This is a genomic window from Mycobacterium sp. NGS64 (genome assembly GCF_059812245.1).
Genome location: NZ_JCALCI010000001.1, coordinates 1,555,988 through 1,578,174 on the forward strand (window position 1 = coordinate 1,555,988; position 22,187 = coordinate 1,578,174).

The following is a 22,187-nucleotide window of genomic DNA, read 5'->3' on the forward strand; positions in this document are numbered from 1 at the left end:
CGTTAGCAAGTGGCGGAGCCCCATTTGCAGTGAAAAAGGGAGCAATCGGTGTCCATTGATGTACCCGAGCTCGTCGGACTGGAACAGGTTCGCGGGCGTTGGCGCACCGCGGTCGCGGGTGTGCTGTCGAAGAGCTTGCGCAAGGATCCCGAGCAACTAGGCGACGAGCCCGAACGGCTGCTGGAAAGCCCGACTTACGACGGGATCGCGGTTCGGGCGCTCTACACCGCCCTCGACGAGCTCCCCGAGCCGACGCTGCCCGGCGAGTGGCCGTACGTGCGCGGCGGCGACGCGGCGCGCGACGTCGACGCCGGCTGGAAGGTCGCCGAGGCGTTTCCCGCGCCGGGCTGTGCTGACCCCAACGCCGCGGTGCTGGCCGCCCTCACCGACGGGGTCAGTGCACTGCTGCTGCGGATAGGAAAGTCGGGGGTGTCGGCCGGCGAGATCGGGCAGCTGCTGTCGGGCGTGTACCTGGACCTGGTTCCGGTGATCCTCGACGCGGGCGCCGACTACGCCGAGGCCAGCGACGCCCTGCTGGCATTGGTCGACCGGGTGGACGACGACAAGCGCGGTGCCCTGTCGATCGACCTTGGCGCGGACCCGCTGACCGCGTCGCTGAGCGGCCGGGAATCCCCGTCGACCGGACGCGTGGTGGCCGTGGCGACGCGGGCGGCCGGGAGCCACGGCGTGCGAGCGATCACCGTCGACGGTCCCGCCTTCCACAACCTGGGCGCCAACGCGAGCTGGGAGCTGGCCGGCAGCGTCGCGGCCGCGGTCGCCTACCTGCGTCTGCTCACCGAGGCCGGGGTTCCGGTCGGCCAGGCGCTGCGGCAGATCAGCTTCCGGCTGGCCGCCGACGACGACCAGTTCACGACCATCGCCAAATTCCGAGCCGCGCGCCAGCTGTGGGCGCGCGTTGCCGAGGTGGTCGGCGAGCCGGACGCCGGCGCGGCGCTGGTGCACGCGCAGACGTCGCTGCCGATGATGACCCAGCGCGACCCGTGGGTGAACATGCTGCGCGGCACGGTGGCAGCCTTCGGCGCGGGCGTCGGCGGCGCCGACACCGTGCTGGTGTTGCCGTTCGACGTGGCCATCCCCGGCGGATTTCCCGGCGTGGGCGCCGGCTTCGCGCGCCGCATCGCCCGCAACACCCAGTTGCTGCTGCTGGAGGAGTCGCACGTCGGGCGGGTGCTGGACCCGGCAGGCGGGTCCTGGTACGTCGAGGACCTCACCGAGCAGCTGGCGCAGCGCGCGTGGCAGCAGTTCCAGGCCACCGAGGAGCGAGGCGGGTTCGCCGCCGCCCGCGACTACATCGCCGAGCAGATCGCCGAGGTTGCAGCGCAGCGCGCCGACGACATCGCGCATCGCCGCACCGCAATCACCGGTGTCAACGAATACCCGAACCTCGAGGAACCGCCTTTGACGCAGGCTGAGCCGCAAGAGGACTCGCCATCCGGCGTCCGACGCTACGCGGCGGAGTTCGAGGCGCTGCGGGACCGTTCCGACGCCTTCCTGGCGCGCACCGGTTCGCGCCCCAAGGCGCTGCTGCTGCCGCTCGGCCCGTTGGCCGAGCACAACATTCGGACGACGTTCGCGGCCAACCTGCTGGCGTCGGGCGGCATTGAGGCGATCAACCCGGGGCCGGTCGACGCCGCCGGGGTCGGGGCCGTGATGGCCGACGCGAATTCGACGGTGGCGATTATCTGCGGCACCGACAAGCGCTACCACGACGAGGCTTCGGGCGTCGTCGAGGCGGCCCGAAGCGCCGGTGCGGCGAGGGTCTACCTGGCGGGCCCGGAGAAGGCGCTGAGCGAGCTGGACGACGCCGCACCCCGGCCGGACGAGTACCTGACCGCGAAAATCAATGCGGTACAAGCCTTGTCGAACCTGCTCACCCGGTTGGGAGCGTAGCGCCATGACGATGACCACACCCGCGATCGGTAGCTTCGCCGAGGTCCCACTGCACAGGGATCGCAAAGTGCCGCCGGCCACCGAGGCCGCCGTGCAAAAGAACGACGCCGAGGAGTGGCACACCCCCGAGGGCATCGACGTCAAACCGGTGTACGTCGCGGCCGACCGCGCCGCCGCCGCGGCCGAGGGCTATCCGCTGAACAGCGTCCCGGGCGAGCCCCCCTTCGTGCGCGGCCCGTACCCGACGATGTACGTCAACCAGCCCTGGACTATTCGCCAATACGCGGGGTTCTCCACGGCGGCGGATTCCAACGCCTTCTACCGTCGCAACCTCGCCGCCGGCCAGAAGGGCCTCTCGGTCGCCTTCGACCTGGCCACCCACCGCGGCTACGACTCAGACCATCCCCGCGTTCAGGGCGACGTCGGAATGGCCGGTGTGGCAATCGATTCCATCCTCGACATGCGCCAGCTGTTCGACGGCATCGACCTGTCGGCGGTGTCGGTGTCGATGACCATGAACGGTGCCGTGCTGCCGATTTTGGCGCTGTACGTGGTGGCCGCCGAGGAGCAGGGGGTGCCGCCGGAGAAATTGGCCGGCACCATCCAGAACGACATCCTCAAAGAGTTCATGGTGCGCAACACCTATATCTATCCGCCCAAGCCGTCGATGCGCATCATCTCCGACATCTTCGCCTACACCAGCGCCAAGATGCCCAAGTTCAACTCCATCTCGATCTCCGGGTATCACATCCAAGAGGCCGGCGCCACAGCGGATTTGGAGCTGGCCTACACGCTGGCCGACGGCGTCGACTACATCAAGGCGGGCTTGGACGCCGGGCTGGACATCGACAAATTCGCGCCCCGGCTGTCGTTCTTCTGGGGCATCGGCATGAACTTCTTCATGGAGGTCGCCAAGCTGCGCGCCGGGCGGCTGCTGTGGAGCGAACTCGTCGCCGGGTTCGGCGCCAAGAACCCCAAATCCCTATCGCTGCGCACGCATTCGCAGACCTCGGGCTGGTCGCTGACCGCCCAGGACGCCTTCAACAACGTCGCGCGCACCTGCATCGAGGCCATGGCCGCCACCCAGGGCCACACGCAGTCGCTGCACACCAACGCGCTGGACGAGGCGCTCGCGCTACCCACCGACTTCTCGGCACGCATCGCGCGCAACACCCAGCTGCTGTTGGCGCAGGAGTCGGGCACTACCAGACCCATCGACCCGTGGGGCGGCTCCTATTACGTGGAGTGGCTGACGCATCACCTCGCGCAAGCGGCCCGCGGCCACATGGCCGAAATCGCCGAGCACGGCGGCATGGCCCAGGCCATCGACGACGGCATCCCCAAGATGCGCATCGAGGAGGCCGCCGCACGCACCCAGGCGCGCATCGACTCGGGCCAGCAGCCCGTGATCGGCGTCAACAAGTACCAGGTCGACGAGGACCAGGAAATCGAGGTGCTCAAGGTCGAAAACACCCGGGTGCGCGCCGAGCAGCTGGCCAAATTGCAGGAGCTGCGGGCCAATCGGGACTCCAAGGCCGTCGACGCCGCGCTGGCCGAGCTGTCCCGGGCCGCCGTCGCCACCGGCCGCGCGGGCGAGGACGGGCTGGGCAACAACCTGCTGGCGCTCGCCATCGACGCGGCCCGGGCCAAGGCCACCGTCGGCGAGATTTCCGACGCGCTGGAAAAGGTGTATGGCCGTCACCAGGCGGAGATCCGTACTATCGCCGGGGTCTACCGTCACGAAGCCGGAAAGGCGACCAACATCGCAACCGCCACCGAGCTTGTCCAGAAATTCGCCGAGGCCGACGGTCGCCGCCCCAGGATTCTGGTGGCCAAGATGGGCCAGGACGGTCACGACCGCGGGCAGAAGGTGATCGCGACGGCGTTCGCCGACATCGGGTTCGACGTCGACGTCGGGTCGCTGTTCTCCACGCCCGACGAGGTAGCCCGCCAGGCCGCCGACAACGACGTGCACGTCATCGGGGTGTCGTCGTTGGCCGCCGGCCACCTGACGCTGGTGCCCGCACTGCGCGACGCGCTGGCCGAGGTGGGACGGCCCGACATCATGATCGTGGTCGGTGGCGTCATCCCGCCCGGCGACTTCGACGAGCTATACGCCGCCGGGGCCACCGCCATCTTCCCGCCCGGGACGGTGATCGCGGACGCCGCGATCGGCCTGCTGCACAAGCTTGCCGAGCGGCTGGGCTATCAATTGGATTGACGCACGCGGTTTTTGCGCGCGACGGCAGTCCGTGTCGTGCCATTAAACCCGTTCATTGTCTTTGGGCGGACTGGAGTATCGTTTCGGCGGCGACGCGCCTCCCGCAACTGATCCAAAATCGTCGACTTTGCCGCACGGAAGCCTCCGATACCGGCCCTCCGGCCACGCCGGTGCGCTAACATTCTCGGCGTGTCATGAGGCGAGGAGGTAGGCCATTAAAGTGCCTAATGCTTCCGCGTTCACCTCGTCAGCGCTTTCGAGGTTTCCTAACATTTCGCCGTCGGATACCAGGTATCCGTCCAGCCATCGGGTCACGGAAGTCTCCGCGCAGCATTCACAAGTTTCCACAAGGCGCGGTCGGATATATGTGCTGGTGGCCAGCGGGTTGGTCGTTTGGGAACTCGCGTGTCTTTATTTCGTGCTGGTCGTCTACCGGACCGATATTTACTCGCTATCGTATTACGCCGCCAATTATAATTTTGGTTTCGTCCGTCGCGGACTCGGCGGCGCACTGATCCGCATCTTTCCCGCTGACGACTACTTCACCGCCGCCTATGCCTTGATGTGGATGCCCGCAGCGGTATGGGTAATCTCCCTTTCTCTACTGATCGTGACGATTCTTTCCGGCGGCATCAGGTCCGAGCGCCGGATAATGCTCGCGCTCCTCGTTGCAATAATGCCCTTCTCGCTTGCGTATGCCATGTTCTCTCCCCGCCCCGAGCTCCTGGGGATGAGTGCCCTTGCTGGTCTCGGTATGGCGCTGACCCGGATCCGGGCGCCTCGGCCGCGACTAGCAATCAGTGCGCTCTACGGCATTGCGATCGCTTCGCTCGCGCTCATGCACGAAGCGATGCCATTGGAATTCGCCCTCGGCGCAATTCTGGCGATAATCGTTTTCGCGAAAGACGCAACACCTGCCATACGGCGAATCTGCACCGCCCTGGCCGTTGGACCGGGAATCGTCACAATGTTCTTGGTGGCCGGGTTAGGTCGACGCGATGTGGCAACGCGGTTGTGTGCTCAGCTCCCACACCGAATGGTTGAAAACCCCTACGCTGCTTTGACATCAAAACAGACAACGATCGATTACCTACTCGGCCGCGTGGAGAGCCGCTCGGACTACCACGACTTTGAGTGCCATGTGATTTTGCAACTCGACCGCAGTTTCACTCAGGCCATCGTGAGCGTAACGCGGGTCGGCTTCGTCCCGCTCGGTGCCTCATTCATCCTCGGGTTGCTGATGTTCGCCGGCACGGCATGGGTGATCCGCTATTTCTCTGGGGTTCCGCTCAGGGTCTTTCTCGGTGAAATTCAAGGCAGGCTGGCGTTGCCCCTCTTGGCACTGGCATCGATGGTTCTCCTGTTCCTGACCGCTTCCGATTGGACCCGCTGGTGGGTGCTGATCACATTCGACGTGGCTATCGTCTACATCCTGTATGCGATCGACAGGCCGGAGATTGAACAACCGCCGTCTCGGCGAACGGTTGGTGTATTCATAGTGGCTGTCACCGTGCTGGCAATCCCAACCGGTCACACCTCCCATGTCGGTGGCCCGGGCATCCCGAGCGCTCCTCCTGCGGCTGTGCAGTGAGTTGGTGGTTCGGCGAACCGGAGACCGACCTGGTTGACCCGCGAACGCAGGCGAGATACTCCAGTACACCGAACGATCAATGAAACGGATGCATGGCGCGGGAACTCAATGACATTGCGAAACGACGACAAGGTCGGAGAATTGGCCAAGGCCTTGCGCGAGGGCGATCGTGCGGCGCTGCCACGGGCGATCACGCTGCTGGAGTCCACCCGCGCCGACCACCGCGAACAGGCGCAGCAGCTGCTGCTGGAGTTGATGCCCCACTCGGGCAGCGCGCGCCGCGTCGGCATCAGTGGGACGCCAGGGGTGGGCAAGTCCACCAGCATCGAGGCGCTCGGCATGCATCTGATCGAACGGGGCCACCGGGTGGCGGTGCTGGCGGTCGACCCGTCGTCGACCCGCACCGGCGGCTCGATCCTTGGCGACAAGACCCGGATGGCCCGCCTGGCGGTGCACCCGGACGCCTACATCCGTCCGTCCCCGACGTCGGGGACGTTGGGCGGGGTGGCCAAGGCCACGCGGGAAACCATCGTGCTGCTGGAGGCCGCCGGGTTTGACGTGATACTCGTCGAGACCGTCGGCGTCGGCCAGTCCGAGGTGGCCGTGGCAAACATGGTGGACACGTTCGTGTTGCTGACCCTGGCGCGCAGCGGCGATCAGTTGCAGGGCATCAAGAAGGGCGCGCTGGAGCTGGCCGACATCGTCGTGGTCAACAAAGCCGACGGGGAGCATCTGCCCGAGGCGCGCAAGGCCGCGCGCGAACTGTCCGCGGCGATCAGGCTGATCCATCCGGGCGAAACGCTCTGGCGGCCACCGGTTCTCACGATGAGCGCGACGGAGGGTACCGGCCTGGCCGAGCTCTGGGAGACGATCGAGCGCCATCACCGCGTGCTGTCCGAAGCCGGGGAACTCGACGAGCGCCGACGGGCCCAGCAGGTCGATTGGACCTGGCAGATGGTCCGCGACACGGTGCTTGATCGGGTGATGTCCAGCCCGGGCGTCCGCAAAATCCGCGCCGACCTGGAACGGCAGGTCAAGGCGGGGGAGCTGACCCCCGCGCTGGCGGCCCAGCAAATCCTCAAGGCCGCGTCCGCCTAACGGAAAGGTAACTTAGCCACCGTTTTCCCGGCGGAAGGTATGAAATCCAAGTAAATTCGATAGCGTGACGATGGAGTCCCGGGTCGCTCGCCGCGCGGTCCCTGTTGACGATGGCCCTGACGCAGGCCATCGCGTGTCCGGCGCGGCGGACCCACATTTTGCGTGCGTCGTTCGCGCCTTCTCCACGATGTTCCCGGCCCGCCGCTTCGGTGGCGGGGCGCTGGCCGTCTACGTCGACGGCCAGCCCGCGGTCGACGTGTGGACTGGCTGGGCGGACCGGGGCGGTCGCGTGCCGTGGTCGGCCGACACCGCCCCGATGGTGTTCTCGGCAACCAAGGGAATGGCCGCCACGGTCATCCACCGGCTGGCCGACCGCGGGCTCATCGACTACGAGGCCCCCGTCGCCGAGTACTGGCCGGCATTCGGCGCCAACGGGAAAGCCGACCTCACCGTCCGCCAGGTGATGAAGCACCACGCCGGCCTGTCCGGGCTGCGCGGCGCCACGCAGGAAGACCTGCTCGATCACGTCGTGATGGAGGAACGGCTGGCGGCCGCGCCGCCGGGACGGCTGCTGGGCAAGTCCGCGTATCACGCGCTGACGTTCGGCTGGCTGATGTCAGGGCTGGCCCGGGGGGTGACCGGCAAGGGCATGCGCGCGCTGTTCCGCGAGGAGCTCGCCGAGCCCCTCGGCACCGACGGGATACATCTGGGACGGCCGCCGGTTGAGTCCCCGACAAGGGTCGCGCAGATCATCATGCCGCAGAGCATGGTCGGCAATCCGGTCCTGTCCTATGTGACGCGCAAGGTCGCCAACGAGCTGTCCGGCGGATGGCGCTCCATGTACTTCCCGGGCATCATGGCGGCCGCCCGGGGTGAGATTCCGCTGTTGGACGCCGAGATCCCGGCGGCCAACGGGGTGGTTACGGCCCGCGCGCTGGCGCGGATGTACGGGGCGATCGCGAACGGCGGCGAGGTCGATGGCACCCGGTTCCTGTCACGTGATCTGGTTGCGGGCCTGACCGGTCGGCGCAGCCTGCGGCTGGACCGAAACCTCTACGTGCCGTTGGCTTTCCACCTGGGGTACCACAGCCTGCCGATCGGCAACGTGATGCCGGGCTTCGGGCACGTCGGGCTGGGCGGTTCGCTCGGCTGGGCCAACCCTGCCGAAGGGGTGGCGTTCTCGCTGGTGCACAACCGCCTGCTGACACCGTTCGTGATGACCGATCACGCCGCGTTCGTCGGGGTCTACAAGCTGATCCGCGACGCCGCCGCCAAGGTGCGCAAGCGCGGGCTGCAGCCGGTGGCCGAGTTCGGGGCGCCGTTCTCGGAGCCGGGAGCCGTCGCCGGCTGACGTGATCTTTGCCGGCTTGCTGAAAACGCCCATGCTCCGACGCGTCGATCTCGTACGCTGCGACCGCGGGATCCATACACGTACGTAGTTGCCCTTGCCGGAGCGCAACCCTTGGGCCGGGTTTAAGGCAGGGGGCCGGAGGGGGCGTCTGGCATGGTAGTACAACCCGATCAACGCATCTGCATCATCGGCGGCGCCGGGCACGTCGGCCTCCCGCTGGCGCTCGTGCTCGCCGACGAGGGTTTTCATGTCGACATTCTGGACACAAACGCCAGCGCCCTGAAAACGATCATGGCCGGCCGAATGCCCTTCGTCGAGAACGGCGCCCAGGATCTGCTCAAGCGGCTATTGCCGACGGGGCGCATCTCGGCGACGACCGATTCGTGGGCGGTGAGAAATTCCGACATCGTGATCTGCGTCGTCGGGACGCCCGTGGATGAATACCTGACGCCGCAGGCGCACACTTTCTTTCGCATCATCGACGAGATCAGCCCGTACTTCCACGACGGGCAGACCCTCGTACTCAGAAGCACCGTCTATCCCGGGCTGAGCCAGCGCGTCCACGACCTGTTCGCCGAGCGGGGGATCGGCGTGCACGTCACGTTCTGTCCAGAGCGCATCGCGCAGGGCCATTCAATTCGGGAGCTGCGGATCATTCCGCAGATCATCAGTGGATTCGACGCCGAAGGCCGGCGCGTCGTCCGCGAGCTCTTCTCGCGGATAACCAGCGAGATCATCGAGGTGGAGCCGCAGGAAGCCGAGCTGGCCAAGCTGTTCTGCAACGCCTACCGCTACATCCAGTTCGCGGTCGCCAACCAGTTCTACCTGCTCAGCCGCGAGGCCGGACTCGACTTCGGGCGCGTTCATCACGCCGCGACGTACCAGAACGGTCGCGTCGACAGCCTGCCGACGGCCGGGCTGGCGGCGGGCCCCTGCCTGCTGAAGGACACGATGCAGCTGGCCGCGTTCAGCAACAACAACTTCATGCTCGGGCACGCGGCCATGCTGATCAATGAGGGGCAGCCGCAGTTCATCGTCAACATGCTCAAGCGGCGGGTCAACCTGCGAGACAAGACCGTTGGCCTGCTCGGCATGACGTTCAAGGCGGACTGCGACGATACGCGCGACTCGCTGAGCTTCAAGCTCCGGCACCTGCTGATGCTGGAGGCCAAGAAAGTGATGCTGCACGACCCGTTTCTGGACGGCCCGGATTACTACGCACTCGACGCCGTTCTGGGGCGCGCAGACGTTATCGTCGTCGGCGTCCCCCACTCGATCTACCGTGGCCTGAAGATCCCCCGCGACAAGATCGTCGAGGATGTCTGGAGCTGTCTGGACGTCAGCGCCCTCGAAGTGGATGCGCCGAACGAAACCCCGTTGGCGAGCGTCGGAACCGGGACAGCCGCGCAGTGAAGGTCCTGGTAACCGGTAGCGCGGGCTTCATCAACGGCTACGTCGTCGACGAGCTGCTGCGTGCCGGTCACGAGGTCGTGGGCATCGACAACTATTCGAAATACGGCAAGGTCGAGAAGAGCTACGACGATCACCCGCGTTACCACTTCGTCGAGGGCGACGTCAAAGACCTGGACCTGATGTTCCGACTGGTCGAGGGTTGCGACCAGATGGTGGCCAGCGCGGCCCGCATCGGCGGCATCACCTACTTCCACGAGTATGCCTACGATCTGCTGGCCGAAAACGAGCGCATCGCGGCCGCGCATTTCGACACCGCCATCCACGCCTATCGCAAGGGCTGGCTCAAGAAGATCAACGTGATCAGTTCGTCGATGGTGTTCGAGAACGCCACCGTTTTCCCGACGCCGGAGAAACACATCACCGAATGCCCGCCGCCGACAAGCACTTACGGGTTCCAGAAGCTGGCGTGTGAGTATTTCGCGCTCGGTGCCTACGAGCAGTACGGCCTCCCGTACACGATCATCCGCCCGTTCAATTGTGTGGGCACCGGCGAGCAGCGGGCGCTCGGCGGCCGCGAAATCCCCAGTGGCAATGTCAAACTCGCAATGAGTCACGTCGTGCCGGACCTCATCCAGAAGGTCGCGAAGGGCCAGGATCCGTTGCACATCCTGGGCGACGGCAGCCAGGTGCGCCACTACACCTATGGGGGCGACCTGGCGCGCGGCATTCGCGTATGCATGGAACATCCGGCCGCGCTCAACGGTGACTTCAACCTTTCGACGCCCGAAGCCACCACGGTGTTGCAGCTGGCGGAACTCATTTGGAAAAAGATGCGGTCCGACAGCCAGTTCCGATACGAGTGCGATCCGCCGTTCGAGCACGACGTCCAGCTGCGCTCACCGGATGTCAACAAGGCGTCCGAGGTGCTCGGATTCGAGGCGACAACGACGCTCGATTCGATGCTGGACGAGGTCATACCCTGGGTCGTCAACGCCGTCGAGGCCGGGACCATCTGACATGCGACGGCCGTCGCCCCCACAACGCCATGCGCATCGCGGGTAAGCCCGACCTGCAGCGGCTCTACCGCAATCGCTTCGGTCACGCGCGCGAGTCGCGATCGGCCATCTGGGCGGTGCTGGTCCGGGACTTCTTCCAGGCGTGGATCAGACGCAGCGACACAGTGGTGGACCTCGGCTGCGGCTACGGCGAGTTCCTGAACCATGTGCAGGCGGCGCGCCGGATCGGTGTCGACCTGAACCCGGACAGCGCGGGCACGCTCGACCCTGGCGTCGAGTTCCACCGCGGTCGCGCCGACGACCTCGGTTTCCTCGACGACGCGTCGGTAGACGTCGTCTTCACGAGCAACCTGCTGGAGCACCTGCGAAGCAAGGAAGAGGTCGAGCGGACCGTTGCCGAGGCTCGCCGCGTGCTCAAGCCGCGCGGGCATCTCATCGCGATGGGACCGAATATTCGCCTGGTCCCCGGCGACTACTGGGACTTCTGGGATCACACGGTGCCGATCAGCGATCGCTCCCTTATCGAGCTGCTGGAGTCCTGCGACTTCGAGATCGTGGAAAGCTACGGCCGGTTTCTGCCCTACACTTCGTCGTCGCCGTTGCCGCAGGCGCCGATCCTGGTGCAGCTGTACCTGCGTTCGCGACTGGCGTGGCCAATTCTGGGCAAGCAGTTCGTGATTCGCGCCCGCAAGCCGAAACCCGAGTCCGACACGGACGACCATCTGGTGAGTGTGGTCATCCCGGTCTACAACGAGGGCGAGAACATTCAGGGATGCGTCAGGAGGCTCACCGAGGCGCTGGCGGGAACCCCGCACGAACTGCTCGTGTGCTACGACTTCGACGAGGACAGCACGTTGCCGGCGCTGGCCGCGATGCGCGACCGGCCCGCCACCGTGCGGCTGGTCCGCAACTCGCTCGGCAAGGGCGTGGCCAACGCGTTGATCGCCGGCTTCGGCGCTGCCCGCGGCGACGTCGTCGTCACCAGCATGGCCGACCTGTCGGACCCGCCGTCGGTGATTCCGTTGATGGCGGCCAAGATTCGTGAAGAAGGCGCAGCTGTGGTCAGCGGGTCGCGGTATATGCGTGGCGGAACCCAGCGCGGGGGGCCCCGGTTGAAGACGCTGATGTCGCGGACCGCGGGGCTCAGCCTGCATTACGTGGGCGGCGTCCCGACCCATGACGCGACAACGAACTTCCGCGCGTACAGCCGCCAATTCCTCGAGGAGGTTCCGGTGGAGAGCGGGCGTGGGTTCGAGGTGGGGCTGGAGCTCACGACGAAGGCGCATCTGCTCGGCTATCGAATTGATGAGGTCCCCAGCAGCTGGGACGACCGAACCGCCGGCACCAGCAAGTTCGATCTGGTCGGCTGGCTGCCCGCTTATCTGCGTTGGTACGGGCTGGCCATGCGGCGTCCGCTGCTGCGCTGGACGGGCGGCGGCCTGGCATCGTTGGGTGCATTCGCCTGGGCGCGAAGGGCCCTGTCATGACTTTGCGTGAGCACGATGACTTGACGTCGCATGACCCGGGCGATCACGACGAAGCCGGGACGGCGCCGGCGGTCGCTCCAGGAGATACGCCGCCACGAACGAAAGGCACCATCGCCTTGCTTGCCGCGGTTGCCTGCGTGGTGTTCGGCGCCAAGCTCATCACCATTTCGTCCCTCGGTTCGCCGATGCCCCTATCGGACCAGTGGGACGGCGAGGCGGCGATCCTCTATTCGCGGTATTTGCGGGGCATACTGTCTTTCGCCGATCTCTTCGCGCCGCACAACGAACACCGCATCTTCGTTTTTCGCATCTTCGCACTGGCCCACCTCGAGCTCGCCGGGGAGTGGAACACGCGCTTCGAGATGATCTTCGGAGCGATCGTTGAGACCGCGGCGATCACCTGGCTTACGTCGGTGCTGACACCCCTTGTCGCACCGCAACGCCGAATGCTGCTGGCATGTTTCGTCGCATTCGTGTGCGCGCTTCCGGTCTACGAGAACGCGCTGTGGGGGTTTCAGGACCAGGTGTACCTCGCGTTGTTCTTCGGTATCGGCGGTCTCATCGCGTTCGCCGCCGCGCGGCCGTTCTCCGTGCGCTGGTTTTGCGGATTGACCGCCGCGGTCCTCAGTTACTTCTCTTTCGCGACGGGCGTGGCCACCATTCTCGCCGCGGGCGCACTCGTTGTCTTGCAGATCGCTACGAACGCCAGAAAGCGTTGCGGCCGTGAGTTGGCCGGCGTCGTCGTCTTGGCCGCGATCGCGATCGCGATGATCGTGTGGTCAGCGTCGATCGCCAAGCCAATGAGCACCCCATGGACGTTCATTCAGGGTTTGTTCGCGTTCGCCGCCTTGGCCGGCGTCGGCTTGGGCCCAATTCTCTGGTTCTGTTGCCGCACAGTGGCGAGGCGCCCTGGTACTTCCGACCGCGCCTGGATTGCAGTCGGAATCGGTGGATGGCTGGCCATTCAATTTGTTCTGCTCGCTTATGGCCGTGGCGCGCTCATCGGCGTGCGCTATATGGACATCATCATCGTTACCTATGCCGTCGGGCTGATGGCGGTGTTCGCGTTTGCCGACGGGGCGCGCGCCACGCGGTCCAATCGGTACGCGGTGACATGGGTGTTCATCGTGGTGGCCGCCTTTGGACTGCTGGGCTACTACGGAGCCGCGCTTGGGGCCATCGATTGGAGCAAGGCGGCACACCAAGAGATGGTCAAGGTCCAGGCCTACTTCGCCACCGGAAACGTCGACGATCTGAAGTCAAAGGGCCGCGGCGGCCACGGAATCGAACTCTCCTACCCAAACCCGCCGCATCTGGCAACAGTTCTCAAAGCCCCCGATGTCAGGGCAATTCTGCCGCCGGAAATCCGCCCCGCCGATGCGGACAATGCCGGGGCCCGAAACCGCATGTGGCTCAAGGGATCGCCAGCTGCCGCCACGGCAACTGCGGTCCGCCTCATTCTCTCGATGGGCCCCGTGTTCCTGGCGCTGGGCGTGGCGCTGTTTTTCGCTGCGGGTGCACGACGGAGCCTTGCAGGTCCTAAGGGCGATGCGATCGCTCAGCCTTGAGTGGTCCCGACCGGGTGCGGCGGGCCTGCCAGCCTCCGACGATATGGCGCCTCAAACGGGCGAGTGTCCGGCGGGTCATCTCCATCGCCGCCCAATGGAAGTAGGACGGCAGCCGCTTTTTCAGCTCATTGTCCTTGCGTTTACTGATGCCGGCCGTGTCGTTGTAGCGCGCAATGACGATGTCCATGTAGCGGATTGCGAGCGCCGGGTTGGAGAAGCAGCGGATGTTGAAATCCCAGTCCGCCCAAATGGGATAGCGCAGGTTGTATGGCCCGATGCCGGCGAAGAGTTCGCGACGGTAGAAGATCGCCTGGTGGCAGATGTTCTCCTCAAAAAGCAATCGGTCGAGGTCGAAGGGGCCGGCGGAGCGTGACGAGTTCGAGCGCAAGATCACATCGCCATACACCAGGTCGCTGTGGTCGTGTTGATCGAGGAATGCGGCCACTTGGGCGAGCGTGTCCGCCTCATACAGTGAGTCATCGGCGCCCAAGAATAGGAGCCAGGCGCCCGTCGCCATGCTGACGCCGCGGTTCATGGCATCGTATGCACCCTTGTCGGGACCGGAGTGGACGACTAGACGCGTGCCAAGGCGGGATTCGAAGCCGTTGGCGATCTCGAGGGTGCTGTCCGTCGAACCGCCGTCGACCAGGATCACCTCGAAGTCGCGCCACGTCTGACATGCGATGCTGTCGAAGCACGTGTGAAGCGTCGTCGCCACGTTGAACGTAGGCACGATGATCGAAAACCGTAGAGGCGCAGGCACTCTGATCAACCTTTCGTTCGAAAGAAGGTGCCGTCAGCCTGTAGGGTTCGTCCATTGCGCAGGTCCGTAAAGCACGGTGACAGTCCAGTCAGCGTGAAGCCCAACGAATATGCGATGTCCAGGGCTTCACGGATCAGCATGCCGCCTTCGTACAGGGGCAGGAAAGATAGTTCCAGTTGCATGCCAACACACTGATTGTTCACCGTAGAACTGCCGCCGGCGAGCACCTGCTTCTCAAACCCCTGAACGTCGATCTTCAAGAAGGCCACATCGGCAGGACCGAGGATTTCTGTGGCCACAGAATCAAGCTGGCGTATCGGGACTTCCTCGATAGCAACATAGTTCGCCGGCGGGAAGGCCTCCTGGTGAGTTTTCAACATCGGCAGCACCGAACTACTCTCGCCCGAATTGCCCGCGACATTGATCGAGATCGTGCCGTCAGAGTCACCTAGCGCACAGCGCCGGCAGTCCCAAAGCGGATCGCGAGATGCTTTGGCCTCCAACTCGGAAAATGGACCCGCCAGAGGTTCGAACGAGACGATACGACCCTCGAAGCCGGCGGCGCGCAGCCCGGCGGCGTATTGCCCCGAGTTGGCGCCAATATCGAGGATCACGTTTACCCGACTCGATCTCAGTTGATTCATGAAATTGCGTTTCCAGTCGAGCGCGGGATCGTAACGCGACACCTCGATACCGGTGCGACGCAGGATGTTACGAGCACGATGGGACAAACTCACTGCGCCACACTAACACGCCACTAGCAGGCGCGATGCTTCTTCATTGCGCACTAGGCACGCGTTCGAGCAAAACCCACGCCACCGTTGTCTTGATGCCGACTCGCGGTCCGATTTGGGACGGTTACGCGCTTCCCACAGAATGGAAACGTTCGGAGGTTTGGGTGTTGCTCCATCCGGTTCGTTGGTTCCCATGGAGTTTCGCCGTCATCTCCTACGGCCAGTCGATATCGTCGACAGGGGTCACCGAGCTGATTGCCGTGCTCGAGTGACATTGGACGGTCTCTTGAAGAATCACGCACCCTCGTTGCTGCCGGCTACCACACGCGGGGCCGCAACTCACAGCCCGACTCGTCATCACATTCGCGGGCGCAACCACCCAGTTGTGTGGTCCGCGCTTGCTCGGGATCTGCTGGCGGTAGGTCAAGATGAGGCCGGTCGCGGTGAGCGCTCCTATGCGGATGCGCCGGTCGAACCATCAACGGCTTGTGCATGACAGTGCGGATCAAATCCGGCAGGCCTGGTGGACGTATTACGGGTGGCGAGTTGGCCGCCACAGACTGGGTCGAGGGCTCGACCATCGGCGCACTTATCAGTGCACCGGTGACGTCCCGCAGGCCGAGACTCGAGGCCGCCGTCCCGCTCGACATCGGCAGCGGTCCATCGGCTAAGGTTTCGAATCAGGGGCCGGGCGTACCGGGCCGTTGATATCGTTATTCGACAGGCGCCGCTTTGTTAGAGTCCGGCCGCTATTCGGGCTCTCGGTAATGGAGTTCAAGTGAAGCGAATCCTCATCATCGGTGGATCCGGGTATGTCGGCCCAGAGGTGGTTACCAGGCTCAAGTGCTCGTCACCGGATATAGACGTTCACGGCTTTGATGCAGGCTGGTTCGCCGATCAATGCGACGGATCGGGACCTCTTCCTGAGGTGTTGTATGACAGCTTTGGGTTCAAGGATGTTCGCGACCTAACCGACCAGGACATAGAGGGTTACGAATGCATCGTGTACCTCGCGGCAATTTCGAATGATCCGATGGGAGATCGCTTCGCCAGTCTGACGCGGCAAATCAACCACCGTGAGGCTGTCCGAGTAGCGTCCCTAGCCCGCAAGCATGGAGTTAAGGGATTCGTGCTGGCCTCTAGTGCCAGTGTCTACGGTCGCGGAGATAACGACCGTACTGAGGCAAGTTCCCTTGATCCACAAACTGAATATGCCCGCTCCAAGATCGCGGCGGAAACTGACCTTCAAGCCTTGGCGACGCCAAACTTCCGAGTCACAAGCCTACGCTTCGCCACGGCCTGTGGGTGGAGTCCTCGGGTTCGACTTGACTTGGTTCTCAATGACTTCGTCGCTTCAGCAATGACCACGGGTCGGATAGTCGTGCTGTCGGATGGTTCGCCGTGGCGGCCGTTGATACACGTCAAAGACATGGCGCTCGCAATCGAATGGGCCGTTAGTGCAGAACGGCAATCACTTCCAGACTATTTAGTTTTGAATGTAGGGCGCGCGGACTGGAACTTCCGCATGAAGCACCTGGCTGACGCCGTCGCGTCGGTCCTGGGAGGCGTTGCGGTCTCAGTCAATTCGAATGCTGCGCCGGACACGCGTAGTTACCGAGTCGACTTTGCTAAATGGCAACAAGTCGCCCCGAACCATCAGCCCCGTGTTTCTTTCGAGGACGCCATCAAAGAGCTGGCGGCCAACCTTGCTGACGTGCCTGGGCTCAGCGCAGAGTTCAGAATGTCGAGCAGAATCCGGCTCAGGAGGCTCCAGGAATTGACGGCTGCAGGGCTTCTTGATTCAGAGCTGCGTTGGAGAACTGCGTGAAAAATCGACACGGGCCATCCGCGCCCGGGACTTCCCTCGCTGCCTACTTGGATCTGAGGCTTCCGTGACCGTTACCTTGACCGGAGCAACGGGGTTCGTCGGAAGGCAGATTCTGCGAAACCTTCTTGAACGCGATTGCGCGGTAAGGGTACTCGTCCGCGACCCGTCCCGTCTGCAAGCTGATCTGTCACGCGGAGCGCTGGAGGTCGTGCAGACGCCGGATGTGTTCACAGAACCGAGCGGGCGTTTGGAGGAGTTGCTCGAAGGATCGGAAACCTTGGTCCATGCGGCGTGGTATGTGGAGCCAGGACAGTACATCACCTCGCGGCTGAATCTTACGTGCCTTACTGGAACGCTCAACCTGGCCAACGCATTTGCTGTGGTCGGGGGCCAGCGATTCGTCGGTGTGGGAACCTGCGCGGAGTACGACCCCTCCGCGGGCCTGATGACCACCGATACCCCGTTGGCGCCGAATACCCTGTATGCCGCGTGCAAAGCGTCGGCATCTCAGGTGCTCCGGTATTTCTTTGGCACGGTGGACGTGAGCTTTGTCTGGTGCCGGGTTTTCTACCTTTACGGGGAAGGCGAAGACGAGCGGCGGCTGGTTCCATACATTCGAAGGCAACTAGACGCTGGGGAAGAAGTCCTTCTGACTCGGGGCGATCAGGTGCGTGACTTCCTCGACGTCAGAGACGCGGCTCGGATGATCGCCGACGTCGCGCTCGGGGAGCAACAGGGCGCGGTCAACGTCTGTTCCGGCGAAGCGGTGACCGTCCGACAACTCGCCGAACGCATTGCCGACGAGTACGGTCGTCGTGACCTGTTGTGTTTTGGGGCGAAGCCCGAGAACATCTTTGAGCCACCGCGGCTGGTCGGCGTGCGGCAGGACGTGCGATGAGTGAGGTGGTACGACACTACCCAGTAGTCCTGTCCCGGCGGCGGGTTGCGCTCGGTTGATGCTGGACGCTCAGAGCACGCTCAATTGCGGAACCGCCGTCACAAAACGCGTGCCCCTGTCGACAAGGTCCGCCAACTGTGTCCGCACCTCGTGGGCGATGTTCCAAGGCAGTATGAGCACATAGTCTGGCGGACTGTCGCGCAGGGCCTCAGGCGAACGGATGGGGATATGGCTTCCTGGCATGAATTTTCCCTGCTTGGACTCCGCGGCATCACAGACGTAGGGCAATAAGTCTGGCCTGACACCTGCGTAGTTCAGCAACGTGTTGCCTTTCGCCGCGGCACCGTAGGCCGCCACGCGCCGGCCGACGCGCTTTTGTTCGATCAGGAAGGTCAACAGCTCGTCCTTCACTCGGTCGGCACGTCGCTGGAACTGGGTGTATGTCTCGCGCCGCTTTAGCCCAAACCGCTCCTCACGTGCCAGTAGCGATTCGACCCGGTTCGTAGTCGTGGTTGCTGCCTGGGTGTGGCAGCCGTACACACGCAGGCTGCCTCCGTGGGTGGACAACTCCTCTACATCCCATACACGCAATCCGGCCTCGGCGAAGATGCGCGCCACACTCGTGAGCGACAGGTACGAGAAGTGCTCATGATAGATGGTGTCGAACTGGGTCCCGTCGATCAAAGGCATGAGATGTGGGAATTCCAGCGTGACGGTGCCTTCAGGCTTCAGCACTGCGGCCAAACCGTGCGTGAAGTCGTTGATGTCAGGCACATGGGCGAATACGTTGTTGCCAAGAACCAGGTCAGCCCAATGACTTTCAGCGGCCAGTCGTCGGCCTAAGGCTTCGCCGAAGAATTCCCGCCGCACCGGGATTCCCAGCGCTTCGGCGGCCGCTGCCGTGCCAGTTGTCGGCTCGATTCCTAGGCAAGGGACGCCGGCGGCCACGAAGTTCTTCAGTAGATAGCCATCGTTGGACGCCACTTCGATTACGAAACTTTCAGGACCTAATTGCAGCCGGTCGATGATCATCCGTACATAGTTGGCTGCATGATCGAGCCAACTGCTCGAGGTGCTGGAGAAGTAGGCGTAGTCGGCGCTAAACAGCTGCTCAGCGCGGGCGTAGTCCTCGGTCTGCACCAACCAACACCGATCGCACACCTTTACCCGTAGCGGGTAATGCACCTCTGGGTTCGAGAGATCCTCGGCACGCAGGTAGGCGTTGGAGGGGGGTGCAAAGCCAAGGTCAACAAAGCTGTGTTGCAGGGGCTCCCCGCAGTGTCGGCATTTCATATCGCGACTCCCGCGAAATCAACGTCCAGCAGCGGATGAGTAAGGTCACGAGGCGACAGGCCCTGCGGGGGCAACGGCCAGGCGATCGCGAGCCGCGGGTCGTCGTAGCGCAGACCGCCCTCTGAAGGTGGGTGGTAGAACGCCGTGTGTAGGTATAGCAACTCACTCTCCGGCTCCAAGGCTTGGAAGCCATGGGCGAAGCCTTCTGGGATCACGAACATCCGCGCGTCATCTTGTGCCAATTCCTGGGCGTGCCAATGCAAAAACGTGGGGGATCCCGCCCGCAGGTCGACTGCCACATCCCAGACTCGGCCGCGGAGGCAGCGGACCATCTTCATCTCTGCATGCGGCGGGTGCTGAAAATGCATGCCTCGAACCACCCCAACGTCGTTGGTTCTGGAGTGGTTGATCTGCGCGATTTGGCGGTGGCCCAGCGCGGGCTCGAGCTCCTGGGCGCAAAAGAGGCGAACGAACGCCCCACGGTCGTCGTAGTGCGGTAAGGACTGTACGAGCTTCAGGTCAGTTATCGGGGTGTCGAGGATATCCATGCTGTCGCCCAAGTCAGATCTGATGCCGCTGCATCGCTGATGTAAGAGCCTTTTTGGTCGGCACTCAGCACCCCACCGAATTACAGCATCGCAGATTCCAGTCGGTCGCAGACTGGACTATATGATCATTGGCGGGGCGCCCGCAAATGGCAGTTCCGATCACGTTCAACGCCAACATTTCCACGGTGCTGCGCCGCTATTCCATAATTCTTCGAGCAGGTTCCTCTCTCGAAGCGTGTCCATGGGTTGCCAGAAGCCGGAATGCTCGAAGGCCATCATTTCACCGTCGGCAGCCAGGCGAGCCAATGGCGGGCCTTCCCAAGAGATCTCGTCGCCTTCGATGTAATCGAGTACCGCAGGCTTAAGGACAAAAAATCCGCCGTTGATTAGACCGCCGTCGCCACGTGGCTTCTCGACAAATCGCGTGACGCGGCCGTCCGCGCACTCGATGGCCCCGAAGCGCCCCGGTGGAAGCACCGCTGTAATCGTGGCGTGCCGACCATGTTGACGGTGGAATTCGATGCTCGCGCTTACGTTTACATCGCTCAGTCCATCACCGTAGGTGAAGCAGAAAGCCTCATCGTCTTGGATGTAGCTTGCCACGCGCTTGAGGCGGCCGCCTGTCTGGGTTTCTTCACCAGTATCCACCAACGTTACCCGCCAGGGTTCGGCATGGCGCTCATGGACTTCCATTTTGTTGGCGGACATATCAAAAGTCACGTCCGACATATGCAAGAAATAGTTGGCGAAATATTCCTTAATCACATAACCTTTGTATCCACAGCAAACGATAAATTCGTCAATACCGTGGTGGGAATACAGCTTCATGATATGCCACAGGATTGGCCGCCCGCCGATCTCCACCATCGGCTTCGGGCGAATTGTGGTTTCCTCTCTGAGGCGAGTGCCCAAGCCGCCCGCCAGCAATACGGCTTTCATTGGACTCGCTTATTCTTAAGATGGTGCTGCCTTGAGCAATTACTTCGTCGATCTATTGATCCACGATAGCATCTCGAGCTATCTTCGCCTATGACAGTCATGTACCCAAATCTATCGGCAGGATTATTTGAACGCTTTCCCCAGAAGATGACGAACTAGAGAGAAAACCCCCAACAGTTAGATATTTCGCGTCCTCACGCTCCAGGTTGCTTCCGAGATTTGGGTGTACGCAAGCCGCCCGAACCTCACGACCGCAATCAGGAGCGATACGCGAGGAGCGTACACGGCCACGGCTGTCCCGAGGGTAGAAACCCGAGACAAAACCTGGTTACCCCACTCGGGTCCGAACATGCAACAGCCTGAGGCCAGGCAACTCGACAGCATGCCGATCGCTCGCTGCGGGCTTCAGGCCACAGCGCGGTCGGCGTCACTCAGCTGTAATCAAACGAAATCACAATTGGCGCACATAGTGGAGCTTTCGTGGGTAGAGTCACCTCACTGAACCGTCCGTTGGGGAGGCAACGCGTGACTGGTGACAGTCGATTGAGCCGCGTGGACTCGGTCAGCGTCGTGATCCCGGTCTACAGCGGAGCCGAGACCTTGTCCGGCGTGGTCAAAGAGCTTGAGCAACTTCGTTCGACCCAAAAAACCCCTGACGGCCGCCAGTTCCGCGTCGACGAGGTGCTCCTTGTGTGGGACCGGGGCATTCGCGGTACCGATGATGTCGTGCGCGAGCTCGCTGCGCGCGACGAATGGATCCGCCCAATATGGTTGTCTCGCAACTTCGGACAACATCCCGCCACGCTCGCCGGCATGACGTCATCCGGCGGCGACTGGATTATCACGATGGACGAGGACGGGCAGCACGATCCGGCATACATCGGTGACATGCTCGACATGGCGTACCGGGATCGCACCCAACTCGTGTACGCGGCGCCGACTAACCCACCACCGCACGGCGCCTTTCGCAACGCCGCGTCGTGGCTGACGAAGTGGTTGTTCGTCCATGTCCTGATGTCGTCCGACGGGCCCAAGGCCTTCAGCAGTTATCGGCTGATGTTGGGCGAGGCCGGACGCAGCGTCGCGGCCTACACGGGCGCTGGGGTGTTTTTGGACGTCGCTTTGTGTTGGGTCGTCGCCAACCCTTCGACCTGTCCGGTGTTGATGCGTCAAGAAGGACGACCGGCGAGTGCATACACCCTGCGCCGCCTGGTAGCGCATTTTTGGCGGCTGGTCATCTCGTCCGGTACCCGGCCGCTGCGTTTCGTCTCCATGATGGGGATTGTGTTCGCTCTGGTCGGTTTCGCCGTTGCGATCGACAGCGCGATCCAGAAAGTGGTCGGGAACATCAGCGTGGAGGGGTGGACGTCGGTGTTCGTGGCGGTGCTTGTCGTCGGCGGCGCCACCTTGTTCGCGCTGGGTATCATCGCCGAGTACATTGCCGCCGCAGCGAATATGGCCATGGGCAAGCCGGTATATGTCATCGTGCGCGATCCCGGTGATGTGTTCGGCAGCAGGGCGGAGTGAC

Annotated in this window: 17 protein-coding genes; 12 read left to right on the plus strand and 5 right to left on the minus strand. The window is 63.4% G+C overall.

Annotation, left to right across the window (positions count from 1 at the left end; all coding sequences use genetic code 11):
• Positions 1-48 precede the first annotated feature (48 nt).
• The 9 genes from mutA (at position 49) to AC5Y4S_RS07820 (ending at position 13,656) form a co-directional block, all read left to right on the plus strand.
• Positions 49-1,911, plus strand: coding sequence for a methylmalonyl-CoA mutase small subunit (mutA, locus tag AC5Y4S_RS07780; RefSeq protein ID WP_500031693.1), 1,863 nt, complete (start codon positions 49-51; stop codon positions 1,909-1,911).
• A 4-nt stretch (positions 1,912-1,915) separates the two neighbouring features.
• Positions 1,916-4,132 carry a methylmalonyl-CoA mutase gene (scpA, locus tag AC5Y4S_RS07785; protein WP_500031698.1) on the plus strand — a complete coding sequence of 739 codons (2,217 nt, stop codon included), beginning with the start codon at positions 1,916-1,918 and terminating at the stop codon, positions 4,130-4,132.
• A 367-nt stretch (positions 4,133-4,499) separates the two neighbouring features.
• Positions 4,500-5,723 (plus strand): Rv1490 family membrane protein, encoded by a 1,224-nt coding sequence (locus tag AC5Y4S_RS07790; protein WP_500031702.1) that lies wholly within the window; start codon positions 4,500-4,502, stop codon positions 5,721-5,723.
• Between the two features lie 108 nt (positions 5,724-5,831).
• On the plus strand, positions 5,832-6,821 hold the full coding sequence (gene meaB / locus AC5Y4S_RS07795) for a methylmalonyl Co-A mutase-associated GTPase MeaB (protein ID WP_500031706.1): 990 nt from the start codon (positions 5,832-5,834) through the stop codon (positions 6,819-6,821).
• A gap of 70 nt (positions 6,822-6,891) precedes the next feature.
• Positions 6,892-8,172, plus strand: a complete 1,281-nt coding sequence (gene lipL / locus AC5Y4S_RS07800; RefSeq protein ID WP_500032198.1) for an esterase/beta-lactamase LipL — start codon at positions 6,892-6,894, stop codon at positions 8,170-8,172.
• Between the two features lie 153 nt (positions 8,173-8,325).
• Positions 8,326-9,585 (plus strand): nucleotide sugar dehydrogenase, encoded by a 1,260-nt coding sequence (locus AC5Y4S_RS07805; protein WP_500031709.1) that lies wholly within the window; start codon positions 8,326-8,328, stop codon positions 9,583-9,585.
• Positions 9,582-10,601, plus strand: a complete 1,020-nt coding sequence (locus AC5Y4S_RS07810) for an NAD-dependent epimerase/dehydratase family protein (RefSeq protein WP_500031711.1) — start codon at positions 9,582-9,584, stop codon at positions 10,599-10,601. The genes AC5Y4S_RS07805 and AC5Y4S_RS07810 overlap by 4 nt, the downstream gene beginning before the upstream one ends.
• Before the next feature lie 29 nt (positions 10,602-10,630).
• Entirely contained in the window at positions 10,631-12,088 is a 1,458-nt protein-coding gene (locus AC5Y4S_RS07815) for a glycosyltransferase (protein ID WP_500031713.1), read from the plus strand.
• Positions 12,085-13,656, plus strand: a complete 1,572-nt coding sequence (locus AC5Y4S_RS07820; RefSeq protein ID WP_500031715.1) for a hypothetical protein — start codon at positions 12,085-12,087, stop codon at positions 13,654-13,656. Before AC5Y4S_RS07815 ends, AC5Y4S_RS07820 begins: the two co-directional genes overlap by 4 nt.
• Here the strand turns inward: AC5Y4S_RS07820 and AC5Y4S_RS07825 are convergent.
• Positions 13,628-14,419, minus strand: a complete 792-nt coding sequence (locus AC5Y4S_RS07825; protein WP_500031717.1) for a glycosyltransferase family 2 protein — start codon at positions 14,417-14,419, stop codon at positions 13,628-13,630. The genes AC5Y4S_RS07820 and AC5Y4S_RS07825 overlap by 29 nt on opposite strands.
• 5 nt (positions 14,420-14,424) lie before the next feature.
• Positions 14,425-15,156, minus strand: coding sequence for an FkbM family methyltransferase (locus tag AC5Y4S_RS07830; RefSeq protein WP_500031719.1), 732 nt, complete (start codon positions 15,154-15,156; stop codon positions 14,425-14,427).
• Between the two features lie 775 nt (positions 15,157-15,931).
• Between AC5Y4S_RS07830 and AC5Y4S_RS07835 the strand changes: the two genes are divergently transcribed.
• Positions 15,932-16,981, plus strand: coding sequence for an NAD-dependent epimerase/dehydratase family protein (locus AC5Y4S_RS07835; RefSeq protein WP_500031720.1), 1,050 nt, complete (start codon positions 15,932-15,934; stop codon positions 16,979-16,981).
• 64 nt (positions 16,982-17,045) lie between these two features.
• Positions 17,046-17,879: an NAD-dependent epimerase/dehydratase family protein gene (locus AC5Y4S_RS07840; RefSeq protein ID WP_500031722.1), complete on the plus strand. Its 834-nt coding sequence runs from the start codon at positions 17,046-17,048 to the stop codon at positions 17,877-17,879.
• A 69-nt stretch (positions 17,880-17,948) separates the two neighbouring features.
• Here AC5Y4S_RS07840 and AC5Y4S_RS07845 read toward each other — a convergent pair whose 3' ends face one another.
• From AC5Y4S_RS07845 to rfbF, 3 genes are all read right to left on the minus strand, one after another.
• On the minus strand, positions 17,949-19,172 hold the full coding sequence (locus tag AC5Y4S_RS07845) for a methyltransferase domain-containing protein (RefSeq protein ID WP_500031724.1): 1,224 nt from the start codon (positions 19,170-19,172) through the stop codon (positions 17,949-17,951).
• Positions 19,169-19,720: a dTDP-4-dehydrorhamnose 3,5-epimerase family protein gene (locus AC5Y4S_RS07850; protein ID WP_500031726.1), complete on the minus strand. Its 552-nt coding sequence runs from the start codon at positions 19,718-19,720 to the stop codon at positions 19,169-19,171. Before AC5Y4S_RS07850 ends, AC5Y4S_RS07845 begins: the two co-directional genes overlap by 4 nt.
• A gap of 165 nt (positions 19,721-19,885) precedes the next feature.
• Positions 19,886-20,659 (minus strand): glucose-1-phosphate cytidylyltransferase, encoded by a 774-nt coding sequence (gene rfbF, locus AC5Y4S_RS07855; protein WP_500031728.1) that lies wholly within the window; start codon positions 20,657-20,659, stop codon positions 19,886-19,888.
• Positions 20,660-21,184: 525 nt separating this feature from the next.
• Between rfbF and AC5Y4S_RS07860 the strand changes: the two genes are divergently transcribed.
• Entirely contained in the window at positions 21,185-22,186 is a 1,002-nt protein-coding gene (locus tag AC5Y4S_RS07860; protein ID WP_500031729.1) for a glycosyltransferase, read from the plus strand.
• Position 22,187: the final 1 nt, after the last annotated feature.